Annotated in this window: 17 protein-coding genes; 9 read left to right on the forward strand and 8 right to left on the reverse strand. The window is 66.5% G+C overall.

All coding sequences use genetic code 11. The features are described from left to right. The coding region (locus tag ACCC94_RS20680) for a response regulator transcription factor (protein ID WP_413351398.1) at window positions 1–482 on the forward strand (482 nt) is incomplete at its 5' end. 148 nt (window positions 483–630) lie between these two features. Here ACCC94_RS20680 and ACCC94_RS20685 read toward each other — a convergent pair. Further along, window positions 631–1,503, reverse strand: a complete 873-nt coding sequence (locus ACCC94_RS20685; protein WP_413351399.1) for a hypothetical protein — start codon at window positions 1,501–1,503, stop codon at window positions 631–633. 163 nt (window positions 1,504–1,666) lie between these two features. On the opposite strand from ACCC94_RS20685, the gene ACCC94_RS20690 reads away from it, so the two are divergent. Continuing rightward, window positions 1,667–2,605: an alpha/beta fold hydrolase gene (locus ACCC94_RS20690; protein ID WP_413351400.1), complete on the forward strand. Its 939-nt coding sequence runs from the start codon at window positions 1,667–1,669 to the stop codon at window positions 2,603–2,605. 487 nt (window positions 2,606–3,092) lie between these two features. On the opposite strand, the gene ACCC94_RS20695 is transcribed toward ACCC94_RS20690, so the two are convergent. Beyond that, on the reverse strand, window positions 3,093–3,932 hold the full coding sequence (locus tag ACCC94_RS20695; RefSeq protein WP_413351401.1) for a metal-dependent hydrolase: 840 nt from the start codon (window positions 3,930–3,932) through the stop codon (window positions 3,093–3,095). A gap of 121 nt (window positions 3,933–4,053) precedes the next feature. Between ACCC94_RS20695 and ACCC94_RS20700 the strand changes: the two genes are divergently transcribed. The 3 genes from ACCC94_RS20700 to ACCC94_RS20710 all read left to right on the forward strand — a co-directional run bounded on the left by ACCC94_RS20700 (window position 4,054) and on the right by ACCC94_RS20710 (window position 6,598). Continuing rightward, on the forward strand, window positions 4,054–5,073 hold the full coding sequence (locus tag ACCC94_RS20700; RefSeq protein ID WP_413351402.1) for an AraC family transcriptional regulator: 1,020 nt from the start codon (window positions 4,054–4,056) through the stop codon (window positions 5,071–5,073). A gap of 84 nt (window positions 5,074–5,157) precedes the next feature. Then, window positions 5,158–5,799: an MBL fold metallo-hydrolase gene (locus ACCC94_RS20705; RefSeq protein ID WP_413351403.1), complete on the forward strand. Its 642-nt coding sequence runs from the start codon at window positions 5,158–5,160 to the stop codon at window positions 5,797–5,799. A gap of 85 nt (window positions 5,800–5,884) precedes the next feature. After that, on the forward strand, window positions 5,885–6,598 hold the full coding sequence (locus tag ACCC94_RS20710) for an OmpA family protein (RefSeq protein WP_413351404.1): 714 nt from the start codon (window positions 5,885–5,887) through the stop codon (window positions 6,596–6,598). A 155-nt stretch (window positions 6,599–6,753) separates the two neighbouring features. On the opposite strand, the gene ACCC94_RS20715 is transcribed toward ACCC94_RS20710, so the two are convergent. From ACCC94_RS20715 to ACCC94_RS20730, 4 genes are all read right to left on the reverse strand, one after another. Further along, window positions 6,754–7,665 carry an acyltransferase gene (locus tag ACCC94_RS20715; RefSeq protein WP_413351405.1) on the reverse strand — a complete coding sequence of 304 codons (912 nt, stop codon included), beginning with the start codon at window positions 7,663–7,665 and terminating at the stop codon, window positions 6,754–6,756. A gap of 81 nt (window positions 7,666–7,746) precedes the next feature. Next, the gene (pta, locus tag ACCC94_RS20720; RefSeq protein ID WP_413351406.1) at window positions 7,747–9,873 is read right to left on the reverse strand and encodes a phosphate acetyltransferase; all 2,127 of its coding nucleotides are present in this window, start codon (window positions 9,871–9,873) and stop codon (window positions 7,747–7,749) included. Between the two features lie 61 nt (window positions 9,874–9,934). Then, window positions 9,935–11,125, reverse strand: coding sequence for an acetate kinase (locus ACCC94_RS20725; protein ID WP_413351407.1), 1,191 nt, complete (start codon window positions 11,123–11,125; stop codon window positions 9,935–9,937). 2 nt (window positions 11,126–11,127) lie between these two features. Further along, complete coding sequence (locus ACCC94_RS20730) at window positions 11,128–11,460, reverse strand: DUF3565 domain-containing protein (RefSeq protein WP_413351408.1); 333 nt, start codon at window positions 11,458–11,460, stop codon at window positions 11,128–11,130. Here ACCC94_RS20730 and ACCC94_RS20735 point away from each other — a divergent pair. The 3 genes from ACCC94_RS20735 (at window position 11,429) to ACCC94_RS20745 (ending at window position 13,471) form a co-directional block, all read left to right on the forward strand. Next, window positions 11,429–11,914: an FKBP-type peptidyl-prolyl cis-trans isomerase gene (locus ACCC94_RS20735; RefSeq protein WP_017519102.1), complete on the forward strand. Its 486-nt coding sequence runs from the start codon at window positions 11,429–11,431 to the stop codon at window positions 11,912–11,914. The genes ACCC94_RS20730 and ACCC94_RS20735 overlap by 32 nt on opposite strands. 217 nt (window positions 11,915–12,131) lie before the next feature. After that, window positions 12,132–12,617, forward strand: coding sequence for a glutathione peroxidase (locus tag ACCC94_RS20740; protein ID WP_413351409.1), 486 nt, complete (start codon window positions 12,132–12,134; stop codon window positions 12,615–12,617). A gap of 113 nt (window positions 12,618–12,730) precedes the next feature. Next, window positions 12,731–13,471: a nitroreductase family protein gene (locus ACCC94_RS20745; RefSeq protein ID WP_413351410.1), complete on the forward strand. Its 741-nt coding sequence runs from the start codon at window positions 12,731–12,733 to the stop codon at window positions 13,469–13,471. Here ACCC94_RS20745 and ACCC94_RS20750 read toward each other — a convergent pair. Continuing rightward, window positions 13,458–13,865 carry a tautomerase family protein gene (locus ACCC94_RS20750; RefSeq protein WP_413351411.1) on the reverse strand — a complete coding sequence of 136 codons (408 nt, stop codon included), beginning with the start codon at window positions 13,863–13,865 and terminating at the stop codon, window positions 13,458–13,460. The genes ACCC94_RS20745 and ACCC94_RS20750 overlap by 14 nt on opposite strands. A 4-nt stretch (window positions 13,866–13,869) precedes the next feature. Beyond that, window positions 13,870–14,175, reverse strand: coding sequence for a carboxymuconolactone decarboxylase family protein (locus ACCC94_RS20755; RefSeq protein ID WP_401085239.1), 306 nt, complete (start codon window positions 14,173–14,175; stop codon window positions 13,870–13,872). Window positions 14,176–14,282: 107 nt separating this feature from the next. Here ACCC94_RS20755 and ACCC94_RS20760 point away from each other — a divergent pair. After that, a partial coding sequence (locus ACCC94_RS20760) for a LysR substrate-binding domain-containing protein (RefSeq protein ID WP_413351412.1) occupies window positions 14,283–14,929 on the forward strand: 647 nt, incomplete at its 3' end.

Raw genomic sequence — 14,929 nt, forward strand, 5'->3', positions numbered from 1 at the left:
CCGTGGCCAGCGGCGCCCTGCAAGGCGGTGCGCAGTTGCAGGCGCGCTTCGCCCAGGGCCAGCTGGTTGCCCTGCTGTTGCAGGACGGCCGCGACCGCGAGGCCTCCTTCGAGCTGGGCGAGTGCCTCAACGGCCTGGCCGTCGGCCTGCTGATTCCGCTGCATGAAGTGCTGCTGCAACATCCGGGCTGGCTGCGCGAGCAACTGGCGGTGCGCGCGTCAACGCCGGCCATCGAGGCCTTGCGCGAACGGCTGCCGGCTGCGCCGGAGCGTGGCGTGGCGCTCACCGATTGCCTGAGCGGCCGTGAGCTGGCAGTGCTGGAACTGATCGCCCAGGGCTGCTCCAACCAGGAAATCAGCGAGCGCCTGTTCATCTCCCTGCACACGGTGAAGAGTCACGCCCGCCACATCAACGACAAGCTCGGTGTCGAACGCCGCACCCAGGCGGTGGCGCGGGCGAAGGAGATGGGGTTGTTGCGCTAGGGGCGCCCCGCTCCGTAGGGCGCATAACGCGCCAGCGTTTTCCGCCGCGAGGCCATCGGCGGATAACCCGTTCCGGGTTATGCGCCCTACGGTCCTGAGCGGGTGGGAAGCTATCGCGGACGGAGTCCGCTCCTACAAAATATCTCGGCTACAAACCCTTCTTCTTCTCCGCCTCCGGCGGCGCGCTCAGGTCCAGCCCCTTGGGCGCCGGTTGCCCCTTGGCCGGCGCAGCCAGTTGCTTCTGCACATCCGCCTGGATCGCCTGCAGCACCGGCAGCAGGTCGCGCATGTTCTCGCGCACTTCCGGATAGGCGTGTTTCTGCGCCAGTTCATCCACGCGCATCAGCAGTTGCACGCGCACTTCCGGCGGCAGGTGGACAAAGAGTTCCGGCAACTGCTTGGCCAGCTCGGCGCTGTAGAGCACCAGGTCCTGGCGGTCGAACTGCGCGGTGAGGCCGAGGTAGTCCAGCGCGCTGCTGGTCAGCATCGAGGCGGCGGCCTTGGCTTCCTGCATGCCCTGTAGGCGTACCGGGTTGCGCTGCTCGCTCTGCGCCAGGGTCATCCAGAACTCCACCGTCAGGTTGAACAGGATCGCCTGTTCGCGCAGCGAGTAGCTCATCAGGCCCAGCGCCTCGGCGCCGTAGGGCTGCTTGGCGGCGCGGAAGTTGAAGTACAGGCGCATCAGCTCCTTGAGCTTGAACAGCACCTCGCGCGCCTCGTTCTGCCGCAGCTCCAACGGGGCGTAGATATTCAGCTGCGGGCGGAAGTTCTCCTCGCTGACCATGCGCTGGTAGATCGGCCCGGTGAACTCACCGCTGCGCCGGGGCAGGCCGTTGACCTGGGTCTCGTCGATCTTCTTCAGCGCGTCGATCAGCACCTGGTAGTCGGCGCTGGTCCAGTTGCGCTGGATGTCGGGAATCTTCTGGCCCAGGTAATACAGGTCGGCGGACAGGGCCGGGCGGCAGAGGAGCAGCAACAGCGCGGCCAGCGGCCACAGCGAACGGCGAGTGAAGATCGGCACGAACGGGCTTTCCTTGCACGAGGGCGGGTCGGGCTAGGTTAACGGGGTGAGGGGCCTGCGTCATCCCGTCGTAGGCCTCGACACTACCTAGGTTGGGCGCGGCCGCGCGGGCGCTGTGGTGTGATTCGCTCTTCAGAACAACAAGCACGGGAGTCACTCGTCCATGACCGCCACATTGTCTGTGCAACCGCCGCTGGCCGAGGGTCTGGCCCGCTATGGCTTCGGTCCGCTGCCGCTGGCCGCGCTGAAGGCGCGTTACGCCTCGCCCGAATCCGGGTCGAAGTTCATCCACGTCGACGGCTTCGACATCCACTACCGCGATGAAGGCAGCCCGGACAAGCCGGTGCTGGTCATGGTCCACGGCGTGATGGCCTCGCTGCACACCTGGGATGGCTGGGTCGCCGAGTTGTCGCAGCATTTCCGCATCATCCGCCTCGACGTGCCCGGCTTCGGCCTCACCGGCGGCGGCCAAGATCGCGAGTACGACGGCGAGCGCCTGGTGAAGGTGTTCGGCCTGTTCCTCGACCGTCTGGACCTCAAGCAGGTGTCCATCGCCGGCAACTCCCTGGGCGGCTATATCGCCTGGAACTACGCACTGGCCAACGCCCACCGCGTCGAGCGGATGATCCTGATCGACCCGGCCGGCTACTACATGCAGAAGGTCCCGTTGATGATCGCCAGCGCGGTGCTGCCCGGGGCCGGCATCATGATGCCAATGTGGATGCCGCGCGCGCTGGTGGCCCAGGGCATCAAGGAGGTCTACGGCGATCCGCGCAAGATCAAGCCGGGGGTGATCGACCGCTACTACGACATCAGCCGCCGGCCGGGTAACCGTCGCGCGATGATCGACATCTTCCGCGTGCTGGTGAAGGCCAACCGCGAGGAGCTGCCCACCACGCCCAACCGCGTTGCGGCGCTGAAGGTGCCGACGCTGCTGATGTGGGGCGAGCGCGATCGCTGGATCTCGCCGCGCCATGTGCCGATGTGGCAGCGCGACGTGCCGGGCATTGAAGTGAAGGTATACGCAGGCGTGGGACACATCCCGATGGAGGAAATCCCCGAGGAATCGGCAGCGGATGCGCTGCGTTTCCTGCATGGCTGATTGCTGATCGCCCATGAAAAAGCCCGGCCATGTGCCGGGCTTTTCGTTGCGCCGACCTGCTCTTCGTAGGAGCGAGCTTGCTCGCGAACCGCATGAGCGCCAGGATCACCAGCCGAGCAAAGAGCTTCGCGAGCAAGCTCGCTCCTACCAGATACACCTGTGCTCGGGTCGGCCCTCACCCTAACCCTCTCCCTGAAGGGAGAGGGGGCTGATTGGTATCAAGCGAAACTCTTAGCTTTCCGGCGGCACGGATAGCGCCCTCTCCCTTCAGGGAGAGGGCGGGGGAGAGGGCATGCCCTGGCACAATATTTCGCGTAGGAGCGGACCTTGTCCGCGAATCCAGTCGGCAGGTCGGTGTGTCCGGTGGGCGCGGTTATCGCGGAGAAGCTCCGCTCCTACGAGAGCCCAGGCGACGCAGCGCATTTACACACCATCGGAAACAACACCGCCCCGGCAGAGCGGGGCGGTGTTCGCAAACAATGAAGACTCAGCCCGCGTGCGCCAACGGCTGCGCGTCGTACTCCTTGCGCACCTCGTAGAGCACGTCGAGGTTGTTGTGCTGCCAGGGGTGGAAGTCGGACTTGAAGAAGTCCAGGTACTCGCGCAGCAGCGGGCGGAATACGCCGTGCTTGCCCCAGGTCCACCGGATGCCGTCGCGCCAGACGCGCCAGTTCCACAGCAGGCCATCCACCTTGAGCATGTGCACCAGGCCACGGAAGGTGTCGAGCACGAAGAAGAAGGTCGCCATGCGCATCGCCCGGCGCAGCAGCTTGCGGCTGCCGCAGACCTGGTTGTAGACGTCGAAGGCCACGGCCTTGTGCTCGGTTTCCTCCAGCGCGTGCCAGCGCCACAGGCGCTGCATCACCGGGTCGGCGCCTTCCATGGTGCGCGGGTCGGTCAGCAGACCGTTGGCCATGATCGCGGTGATGTGCTCCAGCGCGGCGGTCGCGGCCAGCTGGCGCTTGGCCGGGAACTTCTTCTGGGTGAAGCGGATGCGCGCCTGGGCGCGTTTCTCGATGGCGGTGACGTCGTAGCCCAGGTCGCGCAGGCGCTGGCTGTAGGTCAGGTGCTCGCGGCTGTGGTGACCTTCCTGGCCGATGAAGCCGCGGATCTGCTCCTTGAGCACCGGGTCGCTGATCTGGTCGCGGAACTGCCGCACCGAGTCGATGAAGAAACGTTCGCCGTCGGGGAAGAGCACCGACATGGCGTCGAACAGATGGGACTTGAAGGCGTCTCCACTATGCCAGTGACGCGGCAGCGGATCGGGCAGATCGAAGTCCATGTGCCGGGGCTTGATCTCCAGTCCTGCGGGGGTGGTGCTGGCCATGGCGGCTCCAGTGTTGTGGTTGTCCATGGTCATTACTCTGGGCTTGTAGGGAAAGCGTCACAAGGTTATTGTCTGCCAACTTTCCGGTCATATCCGGCCAGCGGTCAGCATAAGAAAAACGATGAAACAACCGCTCAATTTCACCGCCGAACTGGTGCCCGTCGCCTATGCGCAGGCGCTTCTCGATCTCGCCGAAGAGCTGGGCGTGCCACGCGCGCGACTGTTCGAGCTGGCCCGTGTGCGCCCCGAGGTGCTGCAGAGCCCCAACGGCCGCCTGTCCTTCATCGACTTCCACCAGCTCTCCAGCACCGCCCTGGTGCACTGCAACGAGCCGGCCTTCGGCCTGTTGCTGGGACAGCGGCTGAACGTCTCCACCCACGGCATTCTCGGCTACGCGGTTCTGTCCAGTGCCAACCTCGGACGCGCCATCGCCTTCGCCCTGAAGTACTACCGCGTGCTCGGCCTGGCCTACGACCTGGAAATGGTGGAAGACGGCGGCGTGTCCTACCTGCGCGCCAGCGAGTCGATTCCCCTCGGCCCCACCAGTCGCTTCGCCGCCGAAGGGCTGATGACCAGCCTGCATACCATCGCCCGCTTCCTCGTGGGCGAACCCTTGCAGGGCGTCAGCGTGGGCTTCGCCCATGCCGAACCGACCTACGCCGAGCGCTACGCCGAGGTATTTGGCTGCGAGGTGCTGTTCGACCGGCCGTTCCACTTCATCGGCCTGCCCAGCGAGTACCTGGAACGGCCCATGGCGCTGGCCAACCCGGCCACGGTGCAGATGTGCGAGCAGCAGTGCGAGGCGCTGCTGGCCACGCTGGACGTGCAGGAAGGCCTGCTGACGCGCATCCGCCGCCTGCTGCTGGCGCGTCCCGGCGAGTTCCCCGACCTGGAAAGCGTGGCCGCCGACCTGCACACCAGCGGCCGCAGCCTGCGTCGACATCTTTCGAACCTGGGCACCACCTACCAGGAAGTGCTCGACGACGTGCGCAAGCGCCTGGCCCTGCAGTACCTCACCACGACCCACCTGCCGCTCTATGAAATCGCGCTGCTGCTGGGCTTCAACGACCCGTCGAACTTCCGCCGGGCGTTCCGCAAGTGGACCGGCAAGCTGCCCACCGACTACCGCCAGGGCGACTGAAGCCTCGACCGGTACGGCTCGCCAGGGCGTGGCGGAATCGGCGAAAATAGCCGCCGTGTACTTCCGCAACCGAGCGAGTCTTCGATGAGCGACCAGCCTGCCCTGATCCGCGAAACCTTCCCCGTCGGCCCCTTGCAGTGCAACTGCACCATCATCGGCGACCCGCTGACGAAGAAGGCCATCGTCGTCGATCCGGGCGGCGACCACGAACTCATCCTGCAGCGCCTCGACGCGCTGGGGCTGAAGGTGGTCAGCATCATCCACACCCACGCGCATCTGGACCACTTCCTCGCCTCCGGGCAGATGAAGGAGAAGACCGGCGCGACCCTGCACCTGCACAAGGACGACCAGTTCCTCTGGGACAACCTGGAAATGCAGTGCCGCATGTTCGGCGTGCCCTATAAGCCGGTGCCTTCGCCGGACCAGTGGCTGGCCGACGACGAGGAGCTGGCCTGCGGCTGCGGCGTGGCGCTGCACACGCCGGGGCACACGCCCGGCTCCATGAGTTTCTGGTTCCCCAAGGACAAGCTGCTGATCGCCGGCGACACCCTGTTCCGCCGCAGCATCGGCCGCACCGACCTGTGGGGCGGCGACTACGCCACCATCGAGCGTTCGATCCGCGAGCGCCTGTATTCGCTGGATGAAGAGGCGACCGTGGTCACCGGCCACGGCCCGGACACCAACCTGGGCGACGAGATGCGGGAAAATCCCTTCATCCGTGCTTAAGGTTGCTACGGAATTATTTGCACGACCTAAGCTCTAATCAGCCGCCCGATAATGGGTGTTGCGCTATTTCGAGGAGTCATCCGACATGTTCACCGCACGTAGTCTGTCCATGGTTGCGGCTGCGACCGCCTTCGCCCTCATGGCCGGTTGCGCCTCCCAGAACCCCTATGACCCCAACACCCAGGCTCCGCCGGCCGAGGGCGGCATGAGCAAGACCGCCAAGTACGGCGCGCTGGGCGCGCTGGCCGGTGCCGTCGCCGGTGCCGCGATCAACCACGACAACCGCGGGAAGGGCGCGATGATCGGCGCTGCTGCCATCGGCGCTGCGGCCGCCGGCTACGGCTACTACGCCGACAAGCAGGAAGCCAAGCTGCGCCAGCAGATGCAGGGCACCGGCGTGCAGGTCGAGCGCCAGGGTGACGACATCAAGCTGATCATGCCGGGCAACATCACCTTCGCCACGGACTCCGCGAACATCGCGCCGTCCTTCTACACCCCGCTGAACAACCTGGCCAACTCCTTCAAGGAGTTCAACCAGAACAGCATCGAGATCGTCGGCTATACCGACAGTACTGGCAGCCGCCAGCACAACATGGACCTGTCCCAGCGCCGTGCACAGTCCGTCGCGACCTACCTGACCTCCCAGGGCGTCGACGGCACCCGCGTCAGCACCCGCGGCATGGGCCCGGACCAGCCGATCGCTTCCAACGCCGACGCCAACGGCCGCGCGCAGAACCGCCGCGTGGAAGTGAACCTGAAGGCCCTGCCGAACGCGCAGACCCAGCAGTACCAGCAGTAAGCAGCACCCATGAAAAAGCCCGCCGATTGGCGGGCTTTTTCGTTGCGGCACCTCGTGGGGCGCCTGGCTGAACCTGTAGGAGCGAGCTTGCTCGCGAAACGCCCAACACCGAGCGATTCCTGTTCGCGAGCAAGCTCGCTCCTACAAGAGCCGGCTCAGGCTTTTGCGGCGGGAAACTCCCGGTGCAACTGCGCCAGCAGCTGGTCCTTGCGCTCCCACAGCTGGTTCACCCACAGCTGGAACTCGGCGCGGTAGCCCTCGTCCTGGTCGTAGCTCTTGCCGATGAACTGGCGGGGGATTTCCATTTCCTCGAAGCGCACCACCACCGAGCGCAGGCGGCCAGACAGCAGGCACCAGAAGGTCGGGCGGCCGTCGGGATAGTGGATGGTGACGTTCACCAGGGTGCGCAATTGCTCGCCCATGGCGTCGAGGACGAAGGCGATGCCGCCGGCCTTGGGCTTGAGCAGGTGCTGGAACGGCGAGGCCTGCTCGTCATGCTTGGCCTGGGTGAAGCGGGTGCCTTCGAGGAAGTTGAAGATCGCCACCGGGATGCGGCTGAACTTGGCGCACGCCTTGCGGGTGGTTTCTAGGTCCTTGCCTTTCTTTTCCGGATGCTTGGCGAGGTACGCCTTGGTGTAGCGCTTCATGAAGGGAAAATCGAGCGCCCACCAGCACAGGCCGATCACCGGGACCCAGATCAGTTCCTGCTTGAGGAAGAAGCGCAGCAGCGGGATGCGGCGGTTGAGCTGGTATTGCAGGACGAGGATGTCCACCCAGCTCTGGTGGTTGCTGGTGACCAGGTAGGAATGGTCGTAGTGCAGGCCCTGCAGGCCCTGGACGTTCCAGCCGGTGTGGCGGACCAGGTTCATCCAGGCCTTGTTGCAGCTGATCCAGCTTTCGGCGATCACGCTCATCACCTTGCTGAGCGCCAGCTGAGCCGCTTCGAAGGGCAGCAGCAGCTTGATGATCGACATGCTCAGCAGCGGAATGCACCAGCACAGCGTACTCACCACCAGGATCAGGGTGGCGAGGATGCCGCGCAGCGTGTGCGGAAGGAAACTCAACATCGAGGAATGGTCCTTGTACGTAGGCGCCCGGTTGGCCGGGCGCGTGATGCGTTCGTGGGCACATCCCTCGTGCCGGGGTTATCAGCCGTCCTTGCCGCTGTCCGCCTGGATCGCCGTCAGGGCGATGGTGTAGACGATGTCGTCCACCAGCGCCCCGCGCGACAGGTCGTTCACCGGTTTGCGCAGGCCCTGCAGCATCGGCCCGATGCTGACGCAGTCGGCGCTGCGCTGGACCGCCTTGTAGGTGGTGTTCCCGGTGTTCAGGTCGGGGAACACGAACACATTGGCGCGTCCGGCCACCGGGCTGTCGGGCGCCTTCTGGCGGCCCACGCTGGCGATGGCGGCGGCATCATACTGCAAGGGGCCGTCAATCAACAGATCGGGGCTTTTTTCCCGCGCGATGCGCGTAGCTTCGCGGACTTTATCGACATCTGCACCGGTTCCGGAATCGCCGGTGGAGTAGCTGATCATCGCCACCCGCGGGGTAATGCCGAACGCCTGCGCCGAGGCGGCACTCTGCAGGGCGATTTCCGCCAGGTCACTGGCCGAAGGATCGGGATTCACCGCGCAGTCGCCATAGACCACCACCTGGTCGGGCAACAGCATGAAGAACACCGAGGACACAAGGTTGTAGCCCGGCGCGGTCTTGATCAGCTGCAGGGCCGGGCGGATGGTGTTGGCGGTGGTGTGGATGGCGCCGGAGACCAGCCCGTCCACCTCGTCCAGGGCCAGCATCACGGTGCCCAGCACCACGTTGTCTTCCAGCTGCTGCTCGGCCATCGGCGCGTTCAGGCTCTTGCCCTTGCGCAGCTCGACCATGGGTTCGACGTAGCGGCTGCGCACCAGGTCCGGGTCGACGATCTCCAGGTCCTCGGGCAGCACGATACCCAGCATCTGCGCCACGGCCTGCACGTCGTCGGGCTTGGCCAGCAGCACGCAGCGGGCGATGCCGCGGGCATGACAGATGGCGGCGGCCTGCACGGTGCGCGGCTCGCTGCCCTCGGGCAGGACGATGCGCTTGCCGGCGCGATTGGCGCGCTGGGTCAGCTGGTAGCGGAACACCGGCGGCGACAGGCGCAGCTCGTGGGGTGCACCGCAGCGCTCCTTGAGCCACTCGAAGTCGATGTGCTCGGCGACGAACTCGGTGACGCGCTCGGCGCGCTCGCGGTCGTCCACCGGGATTTCCTTGTTCATCCGCGACAGGTCGCCGGCGGTGTCGAAGGAGCCGGTCTTCACCGTCAGCACCGGCAGGCCGCTCTGCAGAGCGCTGCGGCACAGTTCCATGATCCGCGCGTCCGGCATCAGGCCCGAACACAGCAGCAGGCCGGCCAGCGGCACGCCGTTCATGGCGGCGAGGCAGGCGGCGAGGATGATGTCGTCGCGGTCGCCCGGCACCACCACCAGCACGCCGGGCTTGAGCAGGTGCACGGTGTTCGGGGCGGAGGGCGCGCAGAGGATGATCTTCTGTACGCGGCGTTGTTCATAGTCGCCGGCGTTGAGCACGCTGGCGTCCAGCAGGTCGGCCACGTCGCGGGTGCGCGGGGCGTTCATCTCGTCCTGCCAGGGAATGCAGCCGAGCAGGCGCACGTCGCCGTCGCGCAGCAGCGGGGAATGTTCCTTCAGGCGTTCGCCGAACAGCCGCGCCGCCTCGGCCGCATCGCGCGGCAGGTCGTCGCTCTCGCCGCCGCGCACCTTGTTCACGATCAGGCCGGCCAGGTGCGGGTCGCGCGGGCCGCCGAAGAGCTGGGCGAGGATCTCGATGCGGTCCGACAGCTCGCTCACCGTCTCGTTGTCCGGCGCCGAGACCAGGATCACCTCGGCATCGACGCTGCGCGCCAGGTGGGCGTTGATGCGCGCCGCGTAGCTGGCGTGCTTGGTCGGTACCATGCCCTCGACGATCATCACGTCCTTGTCCACGGCGGCGCCGTTGTACATCCCGACTATGTCTTCGAGCAGTTCGTCGAGCAGGCCGTCACCGAGCATGCGCTCGACCTTGGCCAGCGACAGCGGAGTGGGCGCGTTGAGCCCGTGGGTGCGCGCCACCAGTTCGCTGGAGCGCTCCGGGCCGTCGTCGCCGATGTGCGGCTGGGCGATGGGCTTGAAGAAGCCGACCTTCAGGCCGGCGCGTTGCAGGGCGCGGATCAGGCCCAGGCTGGTGGACGTCAGGCCGACACCGAAACCGGTCGGTGCGAGGAAGAAGGTGTGCATCCGGGCTCCTTAAGCCGTGCGGGGGTGGTCTGTGCCCTTGTGGGGCGCAACCGGTGAATCTTCAGTCGAGCACTGCCAGGGTGTCGAGTGCGATCTGCTTTTCCTCGTTGGTGGGGATCACCAGCACGCGGGGATGGCCGGGCAGGTGGATCGGTCCGCCGACGCCGCGCACGCAGCGGGCGTTGGCCTCGCCGTCGAGTTCGAGGTTGAGCACGTGCAGGTGCTTGACCGTGAGGTTGCGTACCAGCGCGGAGTTCTCGCCGATGCCGCCAGTGAAGATGATGCCGTCCAGCCGCGGCAGCGCACAGGTCAAGGAGGCCAGGGACTTGGCCAGTCGGTAACAGAATACTTCGATGGCCAGCGCGGCATTGGCGTGACCCTGCTCGCGGGCGTTTTCCAGGGTGCGCATGTCGTTGGACAGCCCCGACAGGCCGAGCAGGCCGCTGTCGTGGTTGAGCATGTGGTCGATCTTCTCCAGGCTCCAGCCCAGGGTGCGCGCCAGGTGGCTGTGCAGGTTCGGGTCGACGTCGCCGGAGCGGGTACCCATCATCAGGCCTTCCAGCGGGGTCAGGCCCATGCTGGTGTCGCGGCTCTGGCCGTTGGCGATGGCGCAGGTGGAGCTGCCGTTGCCCAGGTGCGCGGACAGCCAGTAGCTGTCGCCCACCGCCAGCCCGCTCATTTCCGCTGCCTTGTGGCTGACGTAGCGGTGGCTGGTGCCGTGGAAGCCGTAGCGGCGCACGTGCTGCTCGCGGTACAGCGGCTCGGGGATCGCGTAGCGGTAGGCGCGCTCGGGCAGGCTCTGGTGGAAGGCGGTGTCGAACACCGCGATGTGCGGCAGGTCCGGGTAGAGCGCCATGGCGGCGTCGATGCCCACCAGGTTGGCCGGGTTGTGCAGCGGCGCCAGGGGCGAGGTCTCGCGGATGGCGCTGAGCACTTCGTCGGTCAGGCGCGAGGCCTGGGTGAAGCGCTCGCCGCCGTGCACCACGCGGTGGCCGATGGCGTGCAGCTCGCCCTGTGCGGCCTGGGCCACCAGTGGCAGCAGGCGGGCGAGGGCGGCCTTGTGGTCGGCGCCGGGCAGCTCCAGGGTCTGCGGCTGCTCGTCGGTCTCGCCCTGCCAGCGCAGGCTGGCGCCGTTGGCGCCCAGACGTTCGGCCAGGCCGTGGAGGATGAAGTCGTCGCGCCCCTCTCGAACCAGGGCGAACTTGATCGAGGAACTGCCGCAGTTGATCACCAGGATATTGCGAGCCGGCATGCCTACTCCTTGTTGCTGTCGGAATCCTTGGCGCACCAGCCGCAGGGGAATAGCCGGCCGATCTGCGCCTTGCGCTGTTGCGGGTCCAGCACCCAGGGCCGCGATTGCCACGGCGGCTGGTGGCGCAGGTGCTGGGTGTGGCCGCAGGACAAGACTGCCACCCAGTGGCCGTCCTCGTCCTGATGAAAGTCAAGCAGGCGCGGCGGGGCTGCGTTATCCCGTCCGTCCGTCTTCGGGTCGCATTCGGGGGCGTCGCCGCGTAAACTGACGCGCTCAACTTCTATATCAGATAGGTTTCGAACCATGCAGATCGCGGCCAACAAGGCGGTTTCCATCGACTATACCCTGACCAACGACGCAGGTGAGGTCATCGACAGCTCCGCCGGCGGCGCTCCGCTGGTCTACCTGCACGGCGCCCACAACATCATCGGCGGCCTGGAAAAGGCCCTGGAAGGCAAGCAGGTCGGTGACGAGCTGGACGTGACCGTCGAGCCGGCCGATGCCTACGGCGAATACAGCGCCGAGCTGGTCGCCACCCTGACCCGCGAAATGTTCGAAGGCGTGGACGAGCTGGAAGTCGGCATGCAGTTCCACGCGTCGGCTCCGGACGGCGGCATGCAGATCGTCACCATCCGCGACATCGAAGGCGACGACGTGATCGTCGACGGCAACCACCCGCTGGCCGGCCAGCGCCTGAACTTCAAGGTGAAAGTGGTCGACATCCGCGACGCTTCTGCCGAAGAAGTTGCCCATGGCCACGTCCATGGCGAAGGTGGTCACCACCACTGATGGCTGTCGCCCGGTCGGCCATCGACCGGGTGAAGCCATCATTGAGCTGCTACGCTCAATCGGGAAAGGCGCCTTCGGGCGCCTTTCTCATGCAACCTGATCGACTGCAACAAGGCCAGGGCATTTTTCCCGCATCGACTGGGATTGCGCAGCACGACGGACGCGTTGTCCGCTCCCTGCGCGGGCACTTCGTGCCTACTTCTTCAAGGAGCAAGCAATGAGCGCTTTTCACGATCTGACGCTGCATGGCCTCGACGGCCAGGATCTGCCGCTGGCCCCGCTCAAGGGCAAGGTCGTGCTGGTGGTCAACGTCGCCTCGAAATGCGGCCTGACCCCGCAGTACGCCGCTCTGGAAACCCTCTACCAGCATTACAAGGACCAGGGCTTCGTGGTTCTCGGCCTGCCGTGCAACCAGTTTGCCGGGCAGGAGCCGGGCAGCGAAGCCGAGATCCAGTCGTTCTGCTCGCTGAACTACGGGGTCAGCTTCCCCATGTCGGGCAAGCTGGAGGTCAACGGCTCCGAGCGCCATCCGCTGTACCGACTGCTGGCGGGCGAGGGCGCCGAGTTCCCCGGCGACATCACCTGGAACTTCGAGAAGTTCCTCCTCGGCCCGGACGGTCGCGTGCTGGCTCGCTTCAGCCCGCGCACCACCCCGGATGATCCGGCGGTGATCCAGGCGATCGAGAAGGCGCTGGGCGCCTGACCCTCACCGGCGGGAGAGGGCGCATGCGCCAATCCCGCCGGCATTTCTCCCTTTCGTCTTGTTCCACGGCAGCCGTGCCGGCTTAATCGGGCGATCCCCTTCCGGAGCCCGCCATGAGCCGTTTCGCCGCCGAATCCGCCTGCCTGCCCGCCACGCCCGATGCCTTGCGCGCGCTGATCGAACAGCGCCGCGCGGTGCGCCGCTTCCTCGACGAGCCGGTGCCGGACGCCGTACTGCGCGACTGCCTGGAACAGGCGGTGCTGGCGCCCAATGCCTGCAACCTGCAGCCGTGGAGCTTCCAGGTGATCCGCGATGCCGAGCTGCGGCAGCGGCTGGTTCCGGTATGCCTGGGTCAGAATGCGGCGCGCACCGCACCGGTGCTGATCGCCGTGCTGGCGCGGCCGGATACCTGGCGCGAATCCTGCGCCGCCGTACTCGACCAATGGCCCGAGCCGCAGGTGCCGGAGAAGGTGCGTGACTTCTACCAGCGCACCGCGCCCTTCCAGTACAACCAGGGCGCGTTCGGCCTGCGCGGGCTGTTCAAGCGTGCGCTGTACGCGGTGGTCGGCCTGCGCCGCGCGCTGATGCGCCAGCCCAACAGCCACGCCGAGATGCGCCTGTGGGCGGTGAAGTCGACCGCACTGGCGGCACAGAACCTGATGCTCGCCCTGCAGAGCCACGGCTACGCCACCTGTCCCATGGAGGGCTTCGACGAGGTGCGGCTGCGCAAGGTGCTGCAGATTCCCTCGCGCGCGTTGCCGATCATGCTGCTGGCCGCCGGGCGGGCGGCCGACAACGGCGTCTACAACCCGCGCCTGCGTTTCCCGCTGGAGCAGCGCGTCAGCTGGCACTGAGCGCATCGGGACGCGTCAGCACGCCCATGCGCCCGCCGCCGAAGGACCAGTCGTCCGCCTCGCTGGTGGTGATCTGCACCATCACGTCCTCGCTGGCTATCCCCAATCGCTCGCCCAGCAGCACGTTCAGCCGGCGATAAAACGCCTGCCGGGTCTGCGAGTCCCGTGGGCGGCCGATGGTGATGGCGATCAGCACGAAATCGTCGCTGCGCGGCCCGCCCAGGTAATGGCGGTTGAAGACGAACTCGTGGGCCTCGTGCTGGTGGATCATCACGAACTGGTCGCCTTCGGGCACGTTGAATGCCTCGTGCATGGCGTCGTAGACGGTGTCGGCGAGTCCGCGCAGGTACTCGGGTTGCTTGCCCTTGCGCAGGGAGATGCGGACGGTAGGCATGGTGTCACTCCTCTTCGAGACGGTTGAGAGCGGACGCGGCTGTCGGCCAGCCGCTGTAGAAAGCCAGGTGGGTGATCAGCTCGACCAGCTCCTCGCGGGTCAGCCCGTTGTCGCGGGCCAGTTGGAGATGGAAAGGCAACTGCTCCAGTCGCCCCATCGCTACCAATGCCGCAACGGTCGCCAGGCTGCGTTCTCGCGGGGCCAGTTGTGGCCGCTGCCAGATATCGCCGAACAGCACTTGCTCGGTGATCTGCGCCAGTTTGGGCGCCTGCCGCTGCAGGGCGGGGGAAACCCGGGGTGGAGAAGACATCGTGCCATTCCTCTTTGGTGACTTGACGAGTACAGGCTAGCCCGGCAATTTGATTCGGAAAATCGGGAAATATTTGATCTATAGTTCGATTAATCGGGATGGTTGCCATGGCTCGCATCAACTTCGACCTGGACGTGTTGCGCACCTTCGTCACCGGCATCGAGCTGGGCAGCTTCGCCCGCGCGGCGGATCGCCTGGGACGCTCCACCTCCGCCGTCAGCGCGCAGTTGAAGAAGCTCGAAGAGCAGGCCGGCACCCCGGTATTGCGCCGCGAGGGCCGCGGCATGGCACTGACCGAGTCCGGCGAGACGCTGTTGGCCTACGCCCGTCGCCTGCTGGAGTTGAACGACGAGGCGGCCGGCGCCTTGCGCGGCGGTTCGCTGGAAGGCCGGGTGCGCCTCGGCCTGCAGGAAGACTTCGGCGAAACCCTGCTGCCCGCGGTGCTGGCGCGCTTCGCCCGCGCGCATCCCAAGGTGCGCATCGAAGTGCGCACGGCGCGTAATCAGCAGCTCATCGAAGGCGTGCGCAGCGGCGAGCTGGATCTGGCGCTGGCCTGGGAAACCGGCGAGCGCACGCCGCACATGGAGCGCATCGGCGCGGTAGCGCAGTGCTGGATCGGCGCACCGGAGGCACCGCTGCTTCCCGGCACGGAACCCTTGCCGCTGGTGATGCTGGAGGCGCCTTGCCTGCTGCGCAGCGCGGCGACGGCGGCGCTGGATCGGGCTGGCATCGCCTGGCGGGTGGCCTTCACCAG

It is taken from the genome of Pseudomonas sp. Pseusp97 (assembly GCF_047304025.1).
Taxonomy (GTDB): Bacteria; Pseudomonadota; Gammaproteobacteria; order Pseudomonadales; family Pseudomonadaceae; genus Pseudomonas.